The sequence below is a fragment of the Janthinobacterium sp. YR213 genome (genome assembly GCF_900099875.1).
In the GTDB taxonomy this organism is placed as follows: Bacteria; Pseudomonadota; Gammaproteobacteria; order Burkholderiales; family Burkholderiaceae_D; genus Janthinobacterium; species Janthinobacterium lividum.
The window spans coordinates 140,123-162,064 of sequence record NZ_FNDA01000006.1 but is presented as its reverse complement, the minus strand read 5'-3'; the positions used below and the strand labels follow the sequence as shown (position 1 = coordinate 162,064).

Annotated in this window: 28 protein-coding genes; 15 read left to right on the top strand and 13 right to left on the bottom strand. The window is 56.5% G+C overall.

The features are described from left to right. The first annotated feature begins 114 nt into the window (after window positions 1-114). Complete coding sequence (locus BLT98_RS24460) at window positions 115-1,260, top strand: MFS transporter (protein WP_211615111.1); 1,146 nt, start codon at window positions 115-117, stop codon at window positions 1,258-1,260. Between the two features lie 10 nt (window positions 1,261-1,270). On the opposite strand, the gene BLT98_RS24455 is transcribed toward BLT98_RS24460, so the two are convergent. From BLT98_RS24455 to BLT98_RS24435, 5 genes are all read right to left on the bottom strand, one after another. After that, window positions 1,271-1,765 (bottom strand): prolyl-tRNA synthetase associated domain-containing protein, encoded by a 495-nt coding sequence (locus BLT98_RS24455; RefSeq protein ID WP_092612371.1) that lies wholly within the window; start codon window positions 1,763-1,765, stop codon window positions 1,271-1,273. Between the two features lie 64 nt (window positions 1,766-1,829). After that, window positions 1,830-2,039 (bottom strand): DUF3079 domain-containing protein, encoded by a 210-nt coding sequence (locus tag BLT98_RS24450; RefSeq protein WP_092612368.1) that lies wholly within the window; start codon window positions 2,037-2,039, stop codon window positions 1,830-1,832. Window positions 2,040-2,176: 137 nt separating this feature from the next. Continuing rightward, entirely contained in the window at window positions 2,177-2,539 is a 363-nt protein-coding gene (locus tag BLT98_RS24445) for a hypothetical protein (RefSeq protein ID WP_211615105.1), read from the bottom strand. Between the two features lie 125 nt (window positions 2,540-2,664). After that, entirely contained in the window at window positions 2,665-3,072 is a 408-nt protein-coding gene (locus tag BLT98_RS24440; RefSeq protein ID WP_092612362.1) for a GNAT family N-acetyltransferase, read from the bottom strand. A gap of 152 nt (window positions 3,073-3,224) precedes the next feature. Beyond that, the gene (locus tag BLT98_RS24435) at window positions 3,225-3,686 is read right to left on the bottom strand and encodes a GNAT family N-acetyltransferase (protein ID WP_092612358.1); all 462 of its coding nucleotides are present in this window, start codon (window positions 3,684-3,686) and stop codon (window positions 3,225-3,227) included. 291 nt (window positions 3,687-3,977) lie between these two features. Between BLT98_RS24435 and BLT98_RS28955 the strand changes: the two genes are divergently transcribed. Next, window positions 3,978-4,391, top strand: a complete 414-nt coding sequence (locus BLT98_RS28955; RefSeq protein WP_139179369.1) for a hypothetical protein — start codon at window positions 3,978-3,980, stop codon at window positions 4,389-4,391. Window positions 4,392-4,943: 552 nt separating this feature from the next. Here the strand turns inward: BLT98_RS28955 and BLT98_RS24430 are convergent. Together BLT98_RS24430 and BLT98_RS24425 are read right to left on the bottom strand one after the other, a co-directional pair. Further along, window positions 4,944-5,336: a GFA family protein gene (locus tag BLT98_RS24430; protein WP_092612355.1), complete on the bottom strand. Its 393-nt coding sequence runs from the start codon at window positions 5,334-5,336 to the stop codon at window positions 4,944-4,946. A gap of 342 nt (window positions 5,337-5,678) precedes the next feature. Continuing rightward, window positions 5,679-6,371: a DUF4274 domain-containing protein gene (locus tag BLT98_RS24425; protein WP_139179368.1), complete on the bottom strand. Its 693-nt coding sequence runs from the start codon at window positions 6,369-6,371 to the stop codon at window positions 5,679-5,681. 77 nt (window positions 6,372-6,448) lie between these two features. Between BLT98_RS24425 and BLT98_RS24420 the strand changes: the two genes are divergently transcribed. Continuing rightward, window positions 6,449-6,949 carry a DUF4265 domain-containing protein gene (locus BLT98_RS24420; RefSeq protein ID WP_092612349.1) on the top strand — a complete coding sequence of 167 codons (501 nt, stop codon included), beginning with the start codon at window positions 6,449-6,451 and terminating at the stop codon, window positions 6,947-6,949. Between the two features lie 1,213 nt (window positions 6,950-8,162). Further along, complete coding sequence (locus tag BLT98_RS24415) at window positions 8,163-9,002, top strand: TIR domain-containing protein (RefSeq protein WP_092612346.1); 840 nt, start codon at window positions 8,163-8,165, stop codon at window positions 9,000-9,002. A 459-nt stretch (window positions 9,003-9,461) separates the two neighbouring features. Here BLT98_RS24415 and BLT98_RS24410 read toward each other — a convergent pair whose 3' ends face one another. The 6 genes from BLT98_RS24410 to BLT98_RS24385 form a co-directional block, all read right to left on the bottom strand. Next, on the bottom strand, window positions 9,462-10,205 hold the full coding sequence (locus tag BLT98_RS24410; protein WP_092612342.1) for a toll/interleukin-1 receptor domain-containing protein: 744 nt from the start codon (window positions 10,203-10,205) through the stop codon (window positions 9,462-9,464). Further along, window positions 10,198-10,497 (bottom strand): SOS response-associated peptidase family protein, encoded by a 300-nt coding sequence (locus tag BLT98_RS24405; RefSeq protein WP_092612339.1) that lies wholly within the window; start codon window positions 10,495-10,497, stop codon window positions 10,198-10,200. Before BLT98_RS24405 ends, BLT98_RS24410 begins: the two co-directional genes overlap by 8 nt. 10 nt (window positions 10,498-10,507) lie before the next feature. Beyond that, a complete protein-coding gene (locus tag BLT98_RS24400) occupies window positions 10,508-10,951 on the bottom strand; it encodes a hypothetical protein (protein WP_139179367.1) in 444 nt (147 codons plus the stop codon). 400 nt (window positions 10,952-11,351) lie between these two features. After that, the gene (locus tag BLT98_RS24395; RefSeq protein ID WP_092612333.1) at window positions 11,352-11,567 is read right to left on the bottom strand and encodes a hypothetical protein; all 216 of its coding nucleotides are present in this window, start codon (window positions 11,565-11,567) and stop codon (window positions 11,352-11,354) included. Further along, a complete protein-coding gene (locus tag BLT98_RS24390; protein ID WP_092612330.1) occupies window positions 11,564-12,610 on the bottom strand; it encodes a phage portal protein in 1,047 nt (348 codons plus the stop codon). The genes BLT98_RS24395 and BLT98_RS24390 overlap by 4 nt, the downstream gene beginning before the upstream one ends. A 14-nt stretch (window positions 12,611-12,624) precedes the next feature. After that, on the bottom strand, window positions 12,625-14,436 hold the full coding sequence (locus tag BLT98_RS24385) for a terminase ATPase subunit family protein (protein ID WP_092612647.1): 1,812 nt from the start codon (window positions 14,434-14,436) through the stop codon (window positions 12,625-12,627). Window positions 14,437-14,572: 136 nt separating this feature from the next. Here BLT98_RS24385 and BLT98_RS24380 point away from each other — a divergent pair, with 136 nt between their 5' ends. The 11 genes from BLT98_RS24380 to BLT98_RS28950 all read left to right on the top strand — a co-directional run bounded on the left by BLT98_RS24380 (window position 14,573) and on the right by BLT98_RS28950 (window position 21,862). Then, on the top strand, window positions 14,573-15,361 hold the full coding sequence (locus tag BLT98_RS24380; protein WP_092612327.1) for a GPO family capsid scaffolding protein: 789 nt from the start codon (window positions 14,573-14,575) through the stop codon (window positions 15,359-15,361). Between the two features lie 47 nt (window positions 15,362-15,408). After that, window positions 15,409-16,428 carry a phage major capsid protein, P2 family gene (locus BLT98_RS24375; protein WP_092612324.1) on the top strand — a complete coding sequence of 340 codons (1,020 nt, stop codon included), beginning with the start codon at window positions 15,409-15,411 and terminating at the stop codon, window positions 16,426-16,428. Continuing rightward, on the top strand, window positions 16,428-17,144 hold the full coding sequence (gpM, locus tag BLT98_RS24370; protein ID WP_092612321.1) for a phage terminase small subunit: 717 nt from the start codon (window positions 16,428-16,430) through the stop codon (window positions 17,142-17,144). The genes BLT98_RS24375 and gpM overlap by 1 nt, the downstream gene beginning before the upstream one ends. A 95-nt stretch (window positions 17,145-17,239) precedes the next feature. Beyond that, window positions 17,240-17,743, top strand: coding sequence for a head completion/stabilization protein (locus tag BLT98_RS24365; RefSeq protein WP_092612319.1), 504 nt, complete (start codon window positions 17,240-17,242; stop codon window positions 17,741-17,743). Then, entirely contained in the window at window positions 17,743-17,952 is a 210-nt protein-coding gene (locus tag BLT98_RS24360) for a tail protein X (protein ID WP_092612316.1), read from the top strand. Before BLT98_RS24365 ends, BLT98_RS24360 begins: the two co-directional genes overlap by 1 nt. 64 nt (window positions 17,953-18,016) lie before the next feature. Beyond that, window positions 18,017-18,388, top strand: a complete 372-nt coding sequence (locus BLT98_RS24355) for a hypothetical protein (protein WP_035820867.1) — start codon at window positions 18,017-18,019, stop codon at window positions 18,386-18,388. Continuing rightward, window positions 18,388-18,948: a glycoside hydrolase family 108 protein gene (locus BLT98_RS24350; protein ID WP_092612313.1), complete on the top strand. Its 561-nt coding sequence runs from the start codon at window positions 18,388-18,390 to the stop codon at window positions 18,946-18,948. The genes BLT98_RS24355 and BLT98_RS24350 overlap by 1 nt, the downstream gene beginning before the upstream one ends. Continuing rightward, window positions 18,945-19,457 (top strand): lysis system i-spanin subunit Rz, encoded by a 513-nt coding sequence (locus BLT98_RS24345; protein WP_092612309.1) that lies wholly within the window; start codon window positions 18,945-18,947, stop codon window positions 19,455-19,457. Before BLT98_RS24350 ends, BLT98_RS24345 begins: the two co-directional genes overlap by 4 nt. Next, a complete protein-coding gene (locus BLT98_RS24340) occupies window positions 19,441-19,929 on the top strand; it encodes a phage tail protein (protein WP_092612306.1) in 489 nt (162 codons plus the stop codon). Before BLT98_RS24345 ends, BLT98_RS24340 begins: the two co-directional genes overlap by 17 nt. Then, a complete protein-coding gene (locus tag BLT98_RS24335; protein WP_092612303.1) occupies window positions 19,926-20,393 on the top strand; it encodes a phage virion morphogenesis protein in 468 nt (155 codons plus the stop codon). The genes BLT98_RS24340 and BLT98_RS24335 overlap by 4 nt, the downstream gene beginning before the upstream one ends. A 98-nt stretch (window positions 20,394-20,491) precedes the next feature. Continuing rightward, window positions 20,492-21,862 carry a PIN-like domain-containing protein gene (locus tag BLT98_RS28950; RefSeq protein ID WP_139179365.1) on the top strand — a complete coding sequence of 457 codons (1,371 nt, stop codon included), beginning with the start codon at window positions 20,492-20,494 and terminating at the stop codon, window positions 21,860-21,862. Window positions 21,863-21,942 lie beyond the last annotated feature (80 nt).

Here is a 21,942-nt window from a genome sequence, read left to right as displayed (position 1 = left end):
CCTGCGCCTGATCTCTTTACAAGGATGTTTGCCGTGAATCTCGCCACTATCACCACCGGAGCCAGCCCCGCGCTGGCCGACCGCCTCCCCGTCGCCGGCCTGCTGGCCCTGGCCATGACAGGTTTTATCTGCATCGTCACGGAAACCTTGCCCGCCGGCTTGCTGCCGCAGATCAGCTCTGGACTCGGCATCAGCGCCGCGCTGGCCGGGCAAATGGTCACGGCCTATGCCCTCGGCTCCCTGCTGGCAGCCATTCCGCTCACCATCGCCACGCGCGGCTGGCGCCGCCGCAACGTGCTATTGCTGACCATCATCGGCTTTCTCGTGTTCAATACCGTCACGGCCCTGTCGTCGCACTACTGGCTGACCCTGGCGGCCCGCTTCTTTGCCGGCATGGCGGCCGGACTGGCGTGGAGCTTGCTGGCCGGCTATGCGCGGCGCATGGTGGCGCCACACCAGCAAGGCCGCGCCCTGGCGCTGGCCATGGTGGGCGCACCGGTCGCCCTGTCCCTGGGCGTGCCGCTGGGCACCTTGCTCGGTTCGCTCGTCGGCTGGCGCGCCGCGTTCTGGATCATTTCCGCACTGACATTGATCCTCATCGCCTGGGTGCTGGCCAAGGTGCCGGACTACCCGGGCCAGTCCGTCCATGAGCGCCTGCCCTTGCGCCGCGTCTTCACGACGCCGGGCGTGCGCCCCGTGCTGGCCGTCGTCATCGCCTGGATGCTGGCACACAATATTCTCTACACCTACATCGCCCCATTCGTGGCGCCGGCCGGATTGACGGAGCGGGTCGATCTTGTGCTGCTCGTCTTCGGCGCCGCCGCCATGGCTGGCATCTGGATCACGGGCAAGCTGGTCGAGCGCCACTTGCGCGCCACCGTGCTGGCCAGCCTGGCCGTGTTCACCGCGACGGCCTTCGTGCTGGGCGTCGCAGCGCACGTCCCCTTTGTGATCTACCTGGGCATGGCCGTCTGGGGCTTGTCCTTTGGCGGCGCGGCAACGCTGTTGCAGACGGCGCTGGCCGACACGGCAGGCAGTGGCGCCGACGTGGCCTTGTCGATGAACGTGGTGGCGTGGAATGGCGCGATTGCGGCCGCGGGCGTGGTGGGCGGCGCCCTGCTGGAAACGTGGGGCGCGGACGCCTTCCCGTGGGCAATGGTCAGCTTGCTGGTGCTGGCGCTCCTCGTCGCCTGGTCGGCCCGCGCGCACGGCTTCCGGCCGGGACGGCGCAGCGGCGGCGCGTCCGTGGCCGGGCATTGATACAACGCGTTTAATCAGCTGCCGGCACGCTCAGAATGCGGGGTACGTGTCCAGTATGGGCGAGGAAATCGACCAGGGTGGCATGCGACAGCGCCACCGTGGCCGTATTGCGCAAGGGATGGGCTTGCACAGAACCAGCTTCCCATACGGCCTGGTCCAGCACCAGTTCCACCGCCTGCGCGCTGTCGTGGATCAGCGCAAACAGGCTGACGGACCCCGGCGTGATGCCCAGATGCTGGAGAAAGCGTTCAGGCGAAGCCATGCTCAGCTTACTGGCCGGCAACAGCCGCCCCAGCGCCGCCAGGTCGATGCGCTTGTCGAAAGGCACGATGACGAGAAAATGCCGCCGGCCCTTTTCATCGCGCACGAACAGGTTCTTTACCATCAGGCCAGGCATGGCTGGCACGTGGATCAGCGCCTCATCGATGGTGTGGACGGCCGGGTGTTCGGCCAGGGTGTAATCGCCGGCGCTACTTGCCAGCCAGCGGGACAGGGCTTCTTGCATGGAGACTCCTCAGCTCGGACGCGATGAAGAGATTGTAGCGGCGCGCCGCGCGCTGCGCTTGCCGTCAGGGCGGGTTCTCGTCCTTGTCGGCCTTGTCGACCTTGTCGGCCGCCGCCAGCCCCCAGTCATTCCAGCCCTCGCCAAACAGCTCGATCGGATGCTGCGTGCGCTCGGAACCATTGCCGCAGCGCATGGCGTCCGGCGGACAATACTTGTCGCAGCCCCAGCAGATGCGTTCGGGATTCTTGGGGTTCAAGGGAAAAGGCTTGGCCATGGTGTGGGCGCCGGGGTCGGTTGGGTCTTGTTGATGACTCTAGACCTGGCGCGGTGGGCGGTCAAACCAATTTCAGCTAAAAACTTGTCCAGTATCAAGCTTATGCAGATAGTGGAGCATCGGCATGGCACCGTCCCCTACTCTTTATCTTTTCTGACGGAGATGGCCACTTCCAGCACGATACGCGCCACATTGACACCGCCGTCGGCGGCTGGCTGTGCCTTGAGCTCATCCAGCGCGTAGATCATCGTCACCATGGCGCCAGGCACGAACAGCTTGATGTCCTGTTTGTCGTTCATGTAGATGCTCTCGTCCACTGTCGAGCCATCCGCCAGGCGCAAGATAACGCTGTTGACTTGATCGCCACGGCGGCTGTCCTGCCCCGCAAAATACGTTCGTTCGATGATGCCCGTCAAGGTTTGCATCGGGAGGCGCTTGGCCTCGATGCTTTTCCACCAGGCTGCGGAAGCGAACAGGCCATGGCTGCCTTTCAGGCCCATGTAGGGCCTGGTACTGTCGAGGGTAAGGGACTGAGTTTTGGCAACGCGGCCGGGATCTTTTGCCAAGGCTTCGACGAGGGTATAGACGGGTTTCATCAGGTGCGGGAATTGTTAAAAACGGTCGCTCAATGTTTGCGCCGAATGACGTAGGCATTGCCGGCATGCTCAAAACCGAGCGTCGGATAGTAGGACATGGCGTCCGGGGCGGAGAGCAGTATCAAGGACACTTCCTCGCCGATGATGTCCTGGGTGCGCTTGACAAGTTCCTTGCCGATTCCCAAGCCCTGGTAATGCTTGTTGACGGCCAGATCCGACAGATAGCAGCAATACGCATAGTCGGTCAACGACCGGGCCAATCCTACCAGCTCCCCATCCACCCACGCCGACAGCAAGAGGCAAGGCGCGGCGAACATGCGCGCGATTCTCGGGAGATTGTCGGTGGGGCGCTTGATTCCAGACTGATCGAAAACACGGACGACATCGACCGGATCAAGGGGGAAATTGTGACGATATTCTACGGTGATGTTTTTCATGGTTTCAAAGGTGGAGGTAAGCGCGCTTGGGCGTGCTATACCCATGATATGGCCGCAGCCTGTTTCGACAAGTATCGCTCATGTCGGCGTATTCATAGTATGGCAGTTGCGGGGGATGAGGGCTTTTCCCGTCCCCACCACGCACCTGTATTTCAGTCAATTGCCCGGAACTTTAAAAAACATTGGCCTTCATACTCCACTTCGCAATCCAATGCGAAGCCGATTCTTGCAAGCCCCCTGACGCGAGTGCGGCTGGGCGGCAGCAGGATACTGACCGGGCCAATACCCAGTTCCAGCCGGCGGTGCATGAACCGGCGAAACAGCGCAGGACCATGCCCCCAGAACGCGGGGAGCAATACCAGTGCCAGGTCAGCTTCGCGCCCTTCCTTCTGAAAACCGCCCCAGCCGGCAAACGCGCCATCAATCCGGATAGCCCACGGCCCATAGCCATTTGCTTGCCACTGCGCGTCCTTGCCTTTCGCCCATTCCATCACAGCGTGCGCATCCCAGCTTTCGGTGGCGAGCGGCATGTGGCGGATGACGTCCGAGTGATTCAACAGAACGAGCCATTCTTCATTGGCAATATCGGAGAGCGGGTGAAAAGTAAAAGCCATGTGCGTCTTGTCAGTTTAATGAGAACCCGATGAACTTCTCATCGTGCCACGAAAACTACGCACTCACCAGTGGAGAACAAAAACGCTGGAGCCGGGATTGTTGACTGTAGACGTGGCAGTTCCATCCTTCCTGCATTCGCAAGGGTGTGAAGGCAGAGTCAACATGCGTGAGGCAATCCTGCCAGCAAACGAGCAAGCTGTCGGCAGCTTGTGTGACAATGCACACACTCGAAATATGGAAGCTCCCATATCTCTATCTGATATCGAACAGACTTGGCAAGGATTGTAAATATGTTGGCACCGTTACGTTTGAATAGACGCATGTACGCTTCCTTTGTCGCCGCCATTTTTCTTGTTGCTGGCGTCTCATCGGCGCGCGCGACCACGCTTGACGAGGACAGGACACGCGGTGATATACATGGCTTATTTGAGATCAGGGATGCTGCAGTAAAGTTCATGGCAGCAGAGAATTCCAAAAACGGAACACGGTGGCGGGTCTTGGAGCCTAACCGGAAGATTCTGGTGACGAAATGCGCGGTATCTTTGCGTGTGGAATGGGTTCCGAAGAGCCGTGGCCTGTCTGGATCAAATGTTGCGGTGAGCTGCGCCAAGACTGTAAAGCCCACGATACAACATAAATGGGAAGTGTTTGTGCCAATCGCCAAGGGTCCACAACGCGCCACAGTTATTCCAGGAAACTCCTGAGTGACACCGCTTATTTTGAGCCGCGGACGAAACTGCCGACAAAAATATTTCAATTTGGCAATGTCGATTTGTATTTTCTGAAAAATCATACATCTATCACGACTACGTTCCACACCACAACATTGAACGCATCAATTAAAAATATCTCACATTCCATTGAAAAAGTCAGGTCTTTCAACGTTTTTCGCCGAATTATTGGATTTTTCGCCTATGCGCATGCGGCAGCTGTATACTCCATGTCATACGCATCCTATTCCGATGCCAGTTATAGCGAGTAGGTGGTCGAAGACAATTCAATTCATTGCGTAGCCAAAAAACTTCATCTGCTTAATTCAGTGCCCAATATTTGAACAGCAGCATTGTATAAATCAGCTATCGGTTTTTGCCACGCATGAGGAATTGATGGAACTGGGTTTCGAGGGATTTGACGACAGGGTTGCGACATTCACGAGGGTATGGCGGGAGGGTCCATCCTGACAAAAAAGGAATATCGAAATTGCTTGAAATATCAAGATTGCAATAAAAAAGCCAGTCAAATGACTGGCTTTTTTATTATGCAGGACTTTCCTGAAACTGTTTTGCATTATCACAAATTTCATACCATACGGGCTTGGAGCCGACATACACATGAAATTGTATGCTGACCTCAGGGTCATCATCCAGGCAGTTAACTGATATCGGAAACGAATCATTTTCTGAACCAATTTCCCCCAAAGAAGTCCCGCAGTTTTTACAAAAAGTTCTTGCATATTTAAAGGGAGCCTCTGGCTCATATCGCTGAATAAATTCTCGCCCCTCCAGCAAGGTAAATGAATTCTTATCAACGAAGGCCAAGGCACTCGCGCCGGCCTTCCGACAACGAGAACAGTGACACATGCCCATCATGCCCGGGGGAGACGCCAGTTCAAACTTTACTGAGCCACAGCAGCAACTGCCTCTGATCATGAGATGTCCTTTTTGAAAGTTGACACTGTATTTTTACACAGTACTTTTGGACAGGCAAGTGACATATGGTGGAATTTTTCAGAACCGAAGCGAGGACGGGGCCGCTCTACCATTCAGGCTCAGACTGATGTGTTGAGTGCTGTGAAAGCTTGCTCAGTCGAAAACTGATGAGAGCTCTGTGTAGAGTTTGCGAACGGTAGCAGTGGATCTATCCTGATGTTGGGACAGGCCGGGAGATCGTGCTGGTGTTGATGATGAGCGTGCACTGGAGTCAAAAAAGCAAGGGGAGGATTCTGGGCGGGCTGGTCCCGCAAGCCCAGCCTGTAGCCCAAGCTTTATTCTTCACAAGTGTACACGGAGTTCAACTGGAATATTTATCAATGGTTTCACTGAATAATCTGGCTTGCGATCCAGGAAACAAGCAACGTCTGGAATGGGAAGGATCTGTGCAAATATTCCCAGCTTTGTCTTGTATTCGATTTTATTGAGCAACACGGCATTCGCATGGGATAGAGCATGGATGTCCTCGCAAGCAAGATCGAGTGTCTTGTATCGTGCATAGTGATCGCCCGGTTGATTGGCCCAATAGATGCACAGCGCTGTAGCAAATTCACACTTTGCTTGCGCTATGATCTGCGTTAGAAGCCATATGCCACTATCATAATTATGATGCTGGACGATGGCATGAAGCTGACATCCAGACAGAGTCGAGAGATCGTTTTCTACTTCTTTTTTGAACGCTTGAATACCTATCGTTCTCTGCCGAACATAGAAGTGATAAAAATCTTCCTCCTCGTTACCTTCCATAGCGCTGTCAAAAACCGACTGATCCATGTTGTGATAATAAGTGTCGCCGGCACATTTTCCTTTCAGGGCCAGGATTAGGATATCTTGCTCGGCATCCGAGCCGTTCGGCTGTTTAAGTCCCAGCGCTTTTTCCAGTTTTGTTAAAATTTGCATTCCTTGGAGTAGACGGTTTGACAAAACTTCAGGATGAGTGAATGCGACAAATGATAAGGAAATGTCGTTCTTCATGCAGCCTGCACAATATTGTCCTATCTATTTAGCTGGCGCGACCCGCACCGCAGCGTACCAGCAATATGAAAGAGTTAATGGAAAATATCAATTGTAAAGGCATACCACACATCCGCGTACTGGCAGACGAAGACACCGACGGCCCCACGTACGAAACTCTGCCGGCGCGCCAGATTGACGAGCACGTCTTCGAACTGCTGGCGTCACCCGGCTTGGCCCTGAACCTGGCGCGCGGCGACATCGTAAACATCGCCAACCCGCTCTCCCCTGCCCAAGTATTGAAGCGCGGCGGCAACTTCTGCATCAAGATCTACGATGCCGACGCCGTGAGCCAGTCCGCGGTCGACCAGCTCGAGTACGACGTGCAAAAGCAGCTTGGCGGCACCATGGACGGCCAATATGAAGGCAATCTGACCTTCAGCGTGCCGGGCCACCACGGCATTTACAACGTCAACGGTCCTTTCGACGCCTTCCGCGAAGCAACGGGCGTGGAATGGTACTTCGCCAATATCTATGCCAACCTCGATGACGACAATGATGAATCATACCAACAGCAAAACCGTAGAAAAGGTTTATAGCGCCTGGGCCACCTGGCGAGGCAAGTTCGGTCCCAGACGTCTCCACCACTGAATTTTAGAATCAACTAGGCAGCTAGAAGAAGGCTGTCATTATTTGGGGTGTTTTAGCCTGGGAATGACAACAAAATGACAGCTTTTTTTCGTACGTTAGCGACTCAGCAACAACAGCCATCCCCTCATTTCGTAGCTTTGCGATGGGTTTGCGTCAATACCCGGAGCGCTATGTGCATAGGAACGTTGTTTTTCGCCAAGTAGGCGGCCGCAGTCGCTGTGCCTAGCATTTCTTGAAAAATGACTCCGACATCGACTTTTTGCGCTGTTAGACCGTCATGCCTTAAACAGTCATAATTTTGGTTGGCTGCAATAGCAAATATGGGTTCATCAAGGTTGTTCACGTGCATTTTTGCCTCATCAATAAAAGAGAAAAATGTCTCCTTTTTTGTCTTAAAGATAACTTAAATTTCCATTTTTGAGTAAATATTTTCTTTAATCAAGTTGTTGAAAAAGTAAAAAATTAACTATTAACAAGCAAAAATCATGCTGACAAGAACGCAAGGAAGCATGGGGGCAAAACACCTGTTATTGTAAAGGAGCACTCTCCCGCTTCCCCTGTAAATCCCTTGGGCAGTACACACCACGCGCACTGACGCGAGGGTCAGGTTTGGCGCTCTGACACGGACTGAGGCGTGGGGTTCTGTGACAGTTGGCTCAGTCGAAAAACTGATTGGAAGCACGAACGCGCGCCCACGGCGCGCGGAGCTGCCGCGCAGCGGCAGCAGTTGGAGGATTCGGGGCGGGCTGGGCCGGTAGGCCCAGCCCTTCGAATCTCACACGCAGGGCGCCGCCCTGCTCGCTTCCGCCAAGAAATAAAAAAAGCCGCCCAAGGGGGCGGCTCTTCTTTTTATTTCTTGGCGGAAGCGGTGTAATACGAATAGCAATCTTTCATGCCACTCTTAAGCTAATTAGAAAAGCCATACCTACGAAAATACCTACACACGAACATTGATGCAAAAAAGACTGTGCATGCCCCCCAACCCTACCTGACGACACCTCGCAGCATCACACAGTGATGATGCAGCAGTGCTTTTACCTATGAGAAATTAGCTCACCTGACATAAGTTACACCTAAAACTACACTTAAATAGCTGCAATATTCGCGTTCTCCACGACAACATAGGATAGACTTAGAAAATTATCAAATTAGGAATATTCTATGAAAGTGTTCATGAGCTGGTCTGGGCTGCGTAGTAAGCTAACTGCGGAGCTTTTGCATGATTGGATCAAGTGCGTTATTCAAGCTGCACAACCGTGGATTTCTTCAAAGGGCATCGAACGAGGTGCTTTGTGGTTTTCCGAAATTAATAACGAATTGAAAGACACCGCGGTCGGCGTCATCTGTCTTACGCAGGAAAACAAAAATGCTCCATGGATTCTTTTTGAGGCTGGAGCTCTAGCAAAAGGACTAGCCAACAGTCGTGTTTGCACTTTTCTTGTCGATCTAGAAACTGCTGATCTTCAACCTCCGCTCTCTCAGTTCAATCATACTTTCGCAACTTACGAAAGCATGTGGAGCTTGGTCGCAACATTAAACAATGCTTTAAGCGCAAACAGTCTGGAGCTATCTGTTTTAAAACGTGTTTTCGATACCTATTGGCCTCAGTTTAAAACTGAATTTGACAAAATTATTGACGAAAATCCTCCTGTCACAGTTATTCAACCGAGAGACGACAAGGAAATTTTGAATGAAATTTTGGATACTACCCGCAGCATGCTTGGCCGTGTCCGCAAGTTGGAAGCAAGAGAGAGTCTAACAATTGACCAGGCTGATAACGCGAGAAAAAATGACTTCATAGCGCACTCAGTATCGGTACTTGAACAAGGTCTATATTTCGATGCTGCTAATACGGCACTCACCTTTCTTCAAGGCGGAATGACTGTTAATGGCATGGTAATAAGGCTTATGAAAAAATATGCCTTTGATGAAGCACGCGCCCTGTATGTCATCGAATTGGCAAAAAATAGACTTAACGAGAATTCGCCTGAAGCACTTTAGAAACAGTCCTTTGCTACTTGCACCTAGGATTGTGATTCTTGTTGTCGTTGGTTCGAGCCCCATCAGCCACCACACAGAATGAGCAGGAGAATCAAAGGGTTACATGCTTCGGCTTGTAACCTTTTTTTCATTTTCCAACGGTTTTTAAATTTTCCAACGCGCCCTGCTGCCGTATTACATCACACACAACAAATCGCCACTATGCAATATTAGCCGCACCCTACTTGGCAGTGAGGAGCAGCCCTTCGAATCTCACGAATAGCTTAACCCGTCGCTAGTTTTCAAGTCTCCGAAATTTTCCATTTATATCAATAGGTTAGGATAATTTCCATTTCGCACGCAATGTTTTTCTAGCGTCTTGCCACGCCCAGCTTGTACCACCCGAAACAGGCGATGCGGAAACGATTTGCTCCGAGCGATGACTCTAAGATACAGTGATGATGCAGCAGTACATTCCGCCTACCATCCGTGCATTGCTGGATCGAAGTTCTTGTCTTTTACGTCGTAACCGTGATCTTTGCAAAGCTTGAGAAGTCGTTTTTTTCGATCCGTTGTGATCGGGATTGCGTCGGGATTGCTGTAATGGAAGACCGCTGCTACTCCTAAGATAATTTCTTCCTTAGAGTAGAGTTTATCGTGGACATAGAGAGGAAACTGGTCATCTGTGAACTCGGCTGCTTCATAAATATTGAAGCATCTGCCGCGATCCGTATTTGCAAACAATTCTCCTTGACCTTGCAAGAATCTCCACTGTGGATTTTCATAGGAAGGGGATACGCCTACGGTTGGACTTCCCTTGTAAACTCGCTTGGCGATTTTTTCAGCGATAGCAGGCGCTCCCTCGGTGCTGTTCATGGCTACAATCCCTGCGATTCCCTCATTCCAATCGTCTAATTCCTTCTTGGTGACTCCGTGCCATACCGGAAACAACTTTTTATCTTGTTCGATATGCTGTCGCATCATGATATCCAATTCGTAGCCGGTCCACTTCTTTGCAATGTAGATCGGGGACAGAACAGCAAAGCCGAATTCTGAATTCTTCAAGCCCGCATTAATGGAACTCAGTAAGTTTGATCCGAATTCCAAAGAAAGCGGAGCAAACCATACGCGAACACCTAGATGTTTTAGTGAGCCCACTATCTCTTTCGTGAACGCTTCATCTTCCGTGGCATACGAAATGAATACGTGATACGGCTTAGTCATTTATCAGTTCCTTTAGATTGCGCTTCCAAGCATTGCGGAGGGATGGTTTCTGCGCCACGGTTTCGGTGCGGGCATTGTAGGTCTGGCGCGCCAGCTTCATATCGGCCCAATGGGGCACCATTCCAAAACATGCCGGCGCGACTTCCAGCTCACCGGGCACGTCGTGCGAGGCACGAATGATCGGCGCCATATACCCTGGCCAAGCTTCCGGCGGCAGGTCAAATTGAGGGGAGCGGACAGCAAAATGCTGTTCGATTTGATCGCTACGGCTGGGGGTATAGTCGGCGCACATGCAATTTATTCTACCTGCCTTCTGGCATTGGCGGCGGCTCCGTCCCGACAAAACACAGCCAGGACTGCGCGTAGTCGCAAAATTGCATATCTTTTTTGCTGCGCTCAAACCCTGACAACACCATTCGCCCATCCCGATACCAGAGCAAATTCACATCGAAAAGTGTCTCAACATGGTTTCCGCTCCCTTCATGAGTGAAGCGGGCCAGCTTTACCAGACGGTGCAGGCCTTGGTCCGTCGTTTCAACGACTTCCAACTTGCCGGACTGCGCTGAGTTGTAGCGATCATGCAGCCGTCGCTTGGGCACCTCCACGCCAGCAAGGCGCATCTTTAACATTTTAACAATCATCGTGACACCTGAATAAAATACTGTATATAAATACAGTATATCAAGAGTTCTTGAGGCCGCAATACCCGGCAATGACGCGAGGGCGTGAGGATGAACGATGCTCATAGTGCAGGCACCAATACATGGGCCAGAACCGCGCCAGGGCGCGGCGCAGCGCGAAAACAACATCGTTCCCACGTCGTTCAAACCGCCCGCATGAAAAGCCGCTCAAAGTGCGTCAAAATGCGTCAAATCGCATGCCCCCTCTTCGCCCCGCCGCGCCAGTCCTCATGCGCCTTCGGCCATGGCGCAAATTTGAGTCAAAAGAGCCCTAACTAGCGGGCAGGTGTGGAGGGGGGACAACTGCGCGCGCCGGGCCGAAATGGGCTTTTTTCTTGCTTCTGGTGCAACATCAATCATCAGGGCGTGAAAAAGCCGCCTCGTGGGCGGCTTGTGCGGTGGCTGGGGCGCTTTGGCGCGGCTGGACTGTCGCGGCCCTGCCCTGCCGGCTATCGCGGCATGGCGGTCATCCTGCGCTGCCGGCACGCGCCTTGGCCGCCTGCTCCTTGTCATAGTCGTCGCGGCAGTCCACATCGCAGAACAGCAGCGCGGGCGCCAGCGCCTCGTCGCAATAATGACAGCAGCCATGCGCCGCCAGGGTGGGCCGGCCGCGCACGGCGGCCAGGCCGCGCGCCACTTCGGCAAAGATGATCTGGTCGGTGTTGTCGACGTGGTCGCTCATTGCGTGCCCTCCCCGCCCGTGGCCAGGTCATACGGGGCGAAACGCACCACTTCCACGCCGGCCCACTCGTTGATGGCCATGAACTGCGCCTGCAACGGCACCAGCTCATTGCGCGCGAAGACGCGCGCGGCCGGCTCGACGGCGCCGAAGCCGCCGGCATTGTTCGGCAGGATGCCCATGAGCTGGGGCGGCACGCGGTGCGCGGCCAGCTGGTCGTCGCGCGTGACGCTCTTGATATTGAAAAACTCGTCCTTGGCGGCCACGTCCGACACGGGCAGAATCTGGATGCCGTCCTTCTTGCCGTTCGGCGCGTACATGAACAGGTTGCGGAAGTTACCCGGCCCCTTGCTGTCGCGCATGGCCTGGCGCAGGTTGTCCACGTCCTGGGTATTGGCGGCCGCGTCCGTCATGTAGAAGACGAAACCGGCATGCGAGCCGTTCTTGTAGTACTTGCGGCGGAACAGAGTAGCCGCCTCGTTGAGCCAGGCCGATTGCAGGGAGCTCAGGTACTGCGGCACGCCGTACAGCTCCTGGTTCACGTCCGGCTCCATCAGGTGGAACACGCGGCCCTTGTCGAACTGGTGCACAGCCTGATAGCCGTTGACGAAGAAATACGTGTCCAAATCGACGCCGCGCCGCATGTACTTGGCCAGCGCATGCTGGTACGCCAGCGCCTTGCCGCTGCGGCTGGGGCGGTCTTCCAGGTAGGCATTGCCAAAGGTCAGATAGTCCAGGGCCATGCGCTTGAAGCCATCGCGCGACAGGTATTTCGTCGGCATCAGGGTGGACGTCAGCACGTTGGCCTTGAAGTGGATGGCGCTGCTGTGGTGCACGCCGGCATTGAAGGACTTGGCCAGGCCGGCCAGGTTGACGGGCGGCTCATACCAGTGGCCGTTCTTCCAGCATTCGAAGCAATCGAGAATGTCGGCGTGCTCGAGCACGGGCGTCGGGTCGCCGAAGGAAAACGCCTCGATGCCGGCGGCGGCCGGCGCCGTGGCCGCTGTTGATGGGGCGCCCTGGGCCTGCTGGCCGCGCGCGCGCATGTGTCGTGCTTTGCTCAAGAATAAATCTCCATGAAAGAGTGGTGGTTGTCGGTGGTGCCTTCGAATGGCTCGTGATCGAGGGCATGCATGCAGGCCCACGCCAGATCGGCGTGGCCGGTTTCGTCGCTGCGGCCGGCGACATAGGTCACGTGCCGTCCGCTTGAGGTGAGGGTCTTGTGGATGGCCATGAAGGACTGCGCGATGTCCGTCCAGCCGGCGTCAAACTCCAGCCGGCCCTTGCTGATGATGTTTTTGGCCTTCAAGACCATGCGGGTCTTGACTTCGGGCGAGTAGTTCAGCGGCGTGACGGCCGGGAAGAAGCCGCGCACGATAGGCAGCACGCCGATGCCCATGCCCGTGGTATCGATGCCGATGTATTCGACGTTGTAGCGCTGGGTCATCTGGCGGATGGCGTCGGCGTGGTCTTCGAAGCTCTGCCCGCGCCACTGGTGGCGCTCCAGGATGCGGAACTTGCCGCCGGCCGTCATGGGCGGCGCCAGCACCACGCAGCCTGCGCTGTCGCCGTTCAAGGCCGGGTCATAGCCGATCCACACGGGCCGGTTGCCGAACGGGCGCAGGCCCAGCAGGGGCTTGTAGTCGTCCCATTCGACCCAGGAATCGACCATGCAGCGCTGCAGCTCGGCCAGCGGGAAGACCGAGGCCGAGTCGTCAATAAAGTTGCACATCAGCAGGTTGTCGAACTGGTCGGGGCTGTATTCGAAGTTGCGCAGTTCGTCGATGTCGAACAGGTTGCAGCCGCCGCGCTCGGCGTCAAGGATGGTGACGATCTGGCGCCAAATTTTGTCCTCGCCCGTAAAGCCCGACGACAGGCGGCCATGGCTCACGTCGATGTTCACCTGGTCGGCCTTGGCGCGGCGTTTGTTGAACAGCTCGCCCGTCCAGAACGGATAGGCCTGGTGCGTGGTTGAGGATGGCGTTGAAAAATAGGTCTTGCGCCATTTCTTGTGAATGGCCATGCCCGAGGCCACCTTGTTCAACTCCTGGAAATTCTGTGTCCAGAAGAATTCATCGAAGTAGAAATTGCCGTGGTAGCCCTGCGCCGTGCGCGCGTTCGTGCCCAGGAAGTACAGGTGCGCGCCGTTCGGCAGCACGATGGGGTCGCCGGTCAGCTCGATGCCGGCCGCCTCGCGCGCGAATTGCACGATGTATTGCTTGAAGACGTGGGCTTGCGACTTCGATGCGGACAGGAAGATTTGATTGCGGCCCGTCTCCATCGCGTCGGCCAGCGCCTCGCGCGCAAAGTACCAGGTGGCGCCGATCTGGCGGGACTTCAAAATGGCGCGCGTGCGCTGGTCGCCGTTGCGATACCAGACCTTTTGATAATCGAAGAGCGAATCCTGGAAGGCGTCGAGCAGCTGGATTTTCTGTTCTTCGCTGAAGTCGTTGCGCGTCGGCTTCTTCTTCGGCCCGGCATTGCGGTTCGCCAGCTTGGGGTTGAGATCGACCTCGTTGCCGCCCGGCTGCTCATAGCGGCGCACGCGCGCCATCTGCACGATGGTGCGCGCCAGCAAGTCGATTTCCTTGTAGTCGCTGCCGCTCTTGACCTCTTTTTCGATCAGCTTCACCAGGCGCAGCTCGGCCGACGCCTCGACGTGCTCGATGGCCTGCGCCTTGTCCCACTCGTCGCGCTCTTTCCAGCTATTGATGGTGCTGCGCTTAATTCCCAGGTGGCGGGCGATGGACGAAATGCGCCAGCCCTTCCAGTACAGGGCGCGCGCGGCGCGCCGTGGCTCGGATTCGGGCACGGCCAGTTCGCCGATGATTCCATCGACGGTTTGTTCGCTTGTTTTCTCGATTGTCAGCATGCCGCCAGCGTAGGCCGCGCGCGCGCGGAACGGGGAAAGGCAAAAGTCGCTATGGCCCATAGCAACCCGCAGCGCATTGAATCGCAGCGCCAAGACGTTGACCATGGCGTTATCCGATCAACCGAGAACGCCCACCATGTCCAAATCGAAATTCTTCCGCGTCGCCACCGAAGGCGCCACCACGGACGGTCGCAACATCGACCGCGCCACCATCGAGCAGATCGCCGCCACCTACAACCCGAAAACCTACGGCGCGCGCATCTGGCTCGAACACATTCGCGGCATCCTGCCCGACAGCCAGTTCAAGGCCTACGGCGACGTGATCGCCGTGAAAGCCGAGGAAGTCGACACCGACAGCGGCAAAAAACTGGCCCTGTTCGCGCAGATCGAACCCACGCCGGAGCTGGTGGCCATCAACAAGGCGAAACAAAAGCTGTACACCAGCCTGGAAATCCAGCCCGACTTTGCCGACTCGGCGCAGCCCTACCTGGTCGGCCTGGGTGTTACCGACAGCCCGGCCAGCCTGGGCACCGAAGCGCTGCAATTCTCCGCCAGCCGCAAGCAGCAAAGCACCAACCTGTTTACTTCTGCCGTCGAGGTGACGCTGGAATTTGACGAGCCGCAGGGCATCAAGCTGGCCGACGCCGTGAAAAACCTGCTGTCGCGTTTCTCCCATAAATCCGGCGCCGACGCGGCGCAGTTCGCCGACATCAGCGAAGCCGTCGAGGCGCTGGCCGGCCACGTCGTCACCGCCAACGACAACTACACGGGCACCTTGGCGCGCTTGGAGAAAGCCGAAACAGCCTTGAAGGCCACGCAGGACGAGCTGGCCGCCTTCAAGGCGCAGATGGATGAAGCACCCGGCAACGGCCCGCGCCGCCCGGCCGCCACCGGCAACGACGGCGCCGTGCAGACCGAGTTTTAAGCGCCCGCGCTATCCACCTACCCCATTCAACAACGGAGCAATGATTCATGAAAAAGCAAACGCGCCAGGTCTTTGGCCAATACGAAACCCGCCTGGGCCAACTGAACGACACGGACAACGTGGCCAAGACCTTCAGCGTCACGCCCAGCGTGCAGCAAAAGCTGGAAACGAAGATGCAGGAATCGAGCGAGTTCCTGTCGAAAGTGAACATCATCGGCGTGACCGAGCAGGAAGGCGAAAAGCTGGGCCTGGGCGTGTCCGGCCCGATTGCCGGCCGCACCAACACCAAGGACAAGGAACGCAAGACGCGCGACCTGTCCACCCTGGACGGCACCAAGTACCGCTGCGAGCAAACCAACTTCGATACGCATTTGAACTATGCCAAGCTGGACGCCTGGGCCAAGTTCGCCGACTTCCAGTCGCGCGTGGCCAATGCCATCCTCACGCGCCAGGCGCTCGACCGCATCGTCATCGGTTTCAATGGCGTGAAGGCCATGGCCGACACCGACCTGGACGCCAACCCGCTGCTGCAGGACGTCAATAAAGGCTGGCTGCAACACCTGCGCGAGCTGGCGCCCGAGCGCGTGCTGGGCCTGGTGGCCGCTGGCATGCCGGGCAAGGTCATCATCGGCGACGTGGACGGCGCCGACTATGCGAACCTCGACGCGGCCGTGACCGATGCCGTCAACCTGCTCGATCCCTGGTATCAGGAAGACACCAACCTGGTGGCCATCGTCGGGCGCAAGCTGCTGAACGACAAGTATTTCCCATTGGTCAACACCAAGCAGGCGCCCACGGAAACCCTGGCGGCCGACATCATCATCAGCCAGAAACGCATCGGCGGCTTGCAGGCCGCGCGCGTGCCCTACTTCCCGGACAACGCCATCCTGATTACCCGCTTCGACAATCTGTCGATCTACTTCCAGGAAGGCGCGCGCCGCCGCCGCGTCGAGGACGTGCCGAAACGCGACCGCATCGAAAACTATGAGTCGTCGAATGACGCCTACGTGATCGAAGACCTGGGCCTGGCCGCGCTGGTGGAAAACATCGAGCTGAAAGACAAGTGATGGCGAACCAATCCCCCGCCCTGCGCCACCGCGCGCGCATGCTGGCCGAGCGCACGGCCGGCGCCGCCGCGCCGCAGGGCGTCACCACCGGCACGGCCTACGAAATGATGCTCTACAAACTGGCCGACGACCGGCGCCGCCTGAAGTCCATCCAGTCGGTCGAACGCAAGATCGAGGTCAAGGCCACCTTGCTGCCCGACTATGCGCAGTGGATCGACGGCGTGCTGGCGGGCGGCAAGGGCGCGCAGGATGACGTCTTCGCCACCCTGCTGGTGTGGCACATCGACACGGGCGAGTATGAGCGCGCCCTGGTCATGGCCGCCTACGCCCTTGAACACAAGTTCACCCTGCCCGACACCTACAGCCGCGACATCGCCACGCTGATGCTGGACGAGTTCGCCGAAGGCTACTTGCACGGCAAGCTGGCCGCCGATCCGCAGCACGCCGCGCAGGTGCTGGGCACCGTCGAGCAGTTGACGGCCGCCAGCGACGCACCCGACCAGGCGCGCGCCAAGCTGCACAAGGCCATCGGCCTGGCCATGATCGCCGTGCTCGATCAGGCCGACGACACGGACATCGCCCCGGCGCTGGTGGCGCAGGCGGAAACGGCCATGGTCCAGCTGAAACGCGCGCGCGCCCTGTCCGAGTCGTGCGGCGTCAAGAAAGATATGGAACGGCTGGAACGGCGCCTCAAGCGCGCGGCCGGTTCCACGTAAAGAGCATCCCCCGCAGCACGGCGGCACGGGGGGATTCTGGCTAATTCATTTGCCTGATGAACCCCGTCCACCGCCCACTTTTGAAAGCGTCCCGTATGTCCTTCATGGCCCTGCCCCCGTCCATCCCGCCCGGCACCGCCCCGGCGCCGCCAGCGCCGGCCGTAGGCATCATCGAAAACGACGGCTGGTTTCCCGACATCTTGCTCACCGATATGCGCGATGCGATGCGCCTGGATGGCACCGTCACCGACGCGCGCCTGGTGCAAGCCGTGGTCGACGCCATCCTGCAGGTCAACCGCGAGCTGGCCGACTGGCAGGGCAAGCAGGCCGCTGCCGGTATCAGCGCCCTGGTGGACGTGCCAGCCGCGCGCATCAACCGCGAATCCCGCTTGCTGGCGCAGTACCGGCGCGCCGTCTACAGCACGGCGAAAGCGGATCTGATCGAGCGTTACCGCGACTACGACAGCACGGCCACGTCCGTCAGCGACAAGAAAAGCATGGAGTGGCTGGACGAGGCACCCGGCGCGCAGCGGCGCAATGCGCAATGGGCCATCGCCGATATGGTCGGGCGCACGCACCTCACCGTGGAGCTGATCTGATGCAGGTGCGCACGCAACAGCACGACACGGTGGACGCCCTGGTGTGGCGCTACCTGGGCGACGGTGCGGGATACGTCGAGCACACCCTGGAAATGAATCCCGCGCTGGCGCGCCACGGCGCCGTGCTGCCGGCCGGCCTGGTCGTCACCCTGCCCGAGGCAGCGCCCAGCATGACCCAAGCCGCAGACATCGTGCAGCTATGGGATTAACGCAGCAATCCACCTTTTTACCCTCATGAAAAATCTATCCCCCCTAACCTCGGAGTATCAAGCAATGTCCGCAGAATCGTTTGGTGGTTTCGCCACCCTGGTCAAACTGTACGGCTTCAAGGCGGCACTGGGCATGGTCGGCGCCGCCATGCTGTACATCGTCCTACCGCCCCTGAACAGCGACGGCACCTTCAACAAGGGTGAATTCGTCGCCCGCCTAGCCTGTGCCGGGGTGTTCTCGTGCCTGCTGGGCGGCACCGTGTACCAGCTGCTGTGCGCTCAGCTCCCGGCCATTGGCGCCATGGTCAACGCCTCCGCCATCGATCTAATCGTGGGCGCGCCCGGCTGGTGGGTATCGCGCGCCGTGGCCCTGTGGTTCCAGCGCCGCAGCGACAAGGACATCGCCGAGCTGGTCAAAGACGCGAAGGAACACTGATGGCCACCCCGGAAAATCCCCTGATCGCACGCGTCATCGACGCCATCCTGCGCGCCGAAGGTGGTTACGTGAACGACCCGGCAGACAAGGGCGGCGAAACCAATTTCGGCATCACCGTGGCAGTGGCGCACGCCAACGGCTACATGGGGCCGATGCGCGATCTGCCCGAGGCCGTGGCGCGCGCCATCTACACGGCGCGCTACATCACGGAACCGAAGTTCGACCAGGTGCTGGCCCTGCATGCCGGCATCGGCGCCGAGCTGATCGACACGGGCGTCAACATGGGGCCGCACCGCGCGGCTGAATTCCTGCAGCGCTGGCTGAACGGTTTCAATGACACGGGCGCCCGCTACCCCGCCCTGTTCGTCGACGGCCGCCTGGGCGCGCAGTCGCTGGGCGCGCTCGCCGCCTTCCTGCAGTGGCGCGGCCAGGACGGCGCCGCCGTGCTGCTGCGTGCCTTGAATGGCGTGCAGGCGGCGCGCTACCTGGAAATCACCGAGACCAACAAGACCCAGCGCCGCTTTCTGTTCGGCTGGATCAAGGAACGGGTGGCGATGTGACCACAACCACCTGGCGTCCACTGGCCGCCTGCCTGTTGTGCGGCGCCGTCGCGGGCTGGGCGACGCAGGGCTGGCGCAAGGACGCCAGCATCGCCGAACTACAGCGGGCGGCCGCCACCAGCAAAACCAATGCCGCCACCGAACTGGCCCTGGACACCGCCCGCGTGCTCACCTTGGAGCGCGCGGCCGGCGCCACCCTGGCGCAGCGCGCCGACCACCTCACCCAGGAGCAATCCCATGCGAAAACTGAACGTGACCGTTTCAATGCTGACGTGCGCAGCGGCGCTGTGCGCCTGTCAATCCCCATTGCCAGCGGCCAGTGCGCCGCAGTTACAGATACCGCCCCTGCCACAGGCCATCGGCGTGAAACGCACGCCGAACTTGACCCAGCGACTGCGGCAGCTCTTGACGCCATTGCCGGCGACGGCGACGACGCCACCCGGCAACTGAACGCCTGCATCGACGCCTACAACACCGTGCGAGACACCTACCATGTACAAACCGAATAGCCTGCGCCAGCACCTGGCCGCCGCCATCCCCGACCTGCAGCGCGACCCCGACCGCCTGCTGGTCTTCGCCGACGAAGGCAACGTGGTGGCCAGTGCCACCGCCTCCCTCTCCTTCGAATACCGCTTCAAGCTCAACCTGATAGTCACCGACTACGCGGGCGACGCCGACGCCATCATGGTGGCCCTGATCGCCTGGCTCAAAGTCCACCAGCTCGACCTGATGGCCAACGAGGAAACCCGCAAGCACGGCATTGCCTTCGAAGTCGATTTCAACAACCATGAAACGGTGGATGTCTCGATCAAGCTGGACCTGACCGAGCGCGTGGCCGTCAAGACCGGCGAAGCGGGCCGCCTGGACATCAAGCACCTGGCTGAGATACAGCACACGCCGGCCTATGCAGACGAGTTCTGGAAGCTGTACGACGGCGACACCCTGCTGGCCGAATGGCGCACGCCCGAGGCCACGACATGAGCGACGACCTGCACGCGCTGGAAGCCTGGGCCGGCGCCCTGCTGGCCAAGCTGCAGCCAGCCCAGCGCCGCGCAATCAATCACAAAGTGGCCATCGATCTGCGCCGCAGCCAGGCGCAGCGCATCAAGGCGCAGCAGGGGCCGGACGGCACAGCCTATCCGGCGCGCAAGCGGCGCAAGGAATTCAAGGGAAAGAATGGGCGCATCAAACGGCAGAAGGCCGCCATGTTCGCCAAAATCCGTACAGCGAAATACCTGAAGGTGCATGCCGATCCTGGCCAGTTGACTGTTGTCTTCGTAGGTAAAGTGATGCACATCGCGCGGGTGCATCATGAGGGCTTGACGGATAGTGTCTCCAAGAAGGGCCCAAAATACAGCTTCCCGGCGCGCCCACTCTTGGGATTCAGTGAGGCGGATCGGACGTTGATCCGAGAATCTTTGCTCCGTAACCTAGCCCACGTATGAGTTAGTTTAATGGAACTTCAATGACATTGGTTGCTACTTAAGTTAGAGTTACATAGAAAATTTCGATGCAAACTCTAAGAAAAAGGACCAAGACACTTATGAAAGACATGTTTCCTGAGTACGATGTTAGCCGTACAGTAAACTACGAAGATGTATGGCAAGAGGCTTTATTCGTCTTTGATACAAATGTTTTACTCAACCTTTACCGCTATCGAGTCAATACCAGAGACGAGCTACTAGCCGTCCTTGATAGCATTGCCGATAAAATATGGATTCCATATCAAGTCGGACTCGAATTTCAGAAAAATCGTCAGTCTGTTATCGCCGAACAAATAAAGCGTTTTTCGGAAGTCAAACGCACTGTAGAAAAAGCCAAGACAGGTTTATCGAACGAACTTGAAAAACTAAAATTACAGGAACGTCACTCCCTAATCAATACCGAACCATTAATTTCTGGCATCGAAAATTTAACAAGTGATTTTCTAGATGAACTGAAAAAGCTAGAAAAATCTCAACAGACCATTACCGGCGAAGATCATTTGAAAATCAAGCTAGAATCTCTATTCGAAGGACGTATTGGATTGGGATTCACAAAGCAAGAACAATTAGACACGCTTCACAAAGAAGGCGAGGCTCGCTATAAATTTAGAATTCCACCTGGCTTTGAAGATGACTCTAAGGAAAGAAAAGAGCCTGATGAGTTTATGCATGCTGGTTTAATCTACAAGCGCAAGTATGGGGACTTCATTCTTTGGAAACAGATGTTAGAGCACTGCAGGGAGAAAGAGATAAAGTCATTGATATTTATAACAGACGATGCAAAAGAAGATTGGTGGCGAATTATAGATGTTGATGGCCCGAAAACTATTGGACCGAGAGCAGAACTTATTGATGAAGCACTCAGAATTGGAAAGTTAAAAAATCTTTTAATGTATAGCCCTCACAATTTTCTTGAGAATGCCAAGAAAACGTTGAAAGCGAGAGTTTCAGAAGATGCAATTCAAGAGGTAAAAGATATTTCATCTATAAAAAAATTAACGAGTCAGCGTCGAATGGATGCTGATTTTAGGGCATACGAGGCACTTAAAAATTGGCTATTAAATAAGGCCATGATGGTTGTTGCCTCGCCAGACAAGATGACAGTATCAAGCTACAGCGGAAACAAACATTGCAAATACATAATTGCCACTGTCTTTTCAGCAAAAAATGTTGCGAACTTATACGACAGAACATCGACTATAGTAGCTAGCAGCATTTTCGACAATCCTGAAGGTAAAATTTTAGAAGATCTCACAGTCGTATGGATTGCCACCAATCAAAATCATGCCGAAGAAATTCGGAACATTCTTCTCGATGGGGATAAGATTCATGGGGGGCGACCACTAGGAACAAAAATTATAATTGCAACACTTGAAGATCCAGAAACACTTCTTTCTGGATTCTTTCCTCAGTGGGAATTCAAATTATAAGTATATTCAAATGAATTTTACTCCGATCAACTTAGAAAAATACATATCTCATTTGATGTATCAAAATAATCAAAGCCATT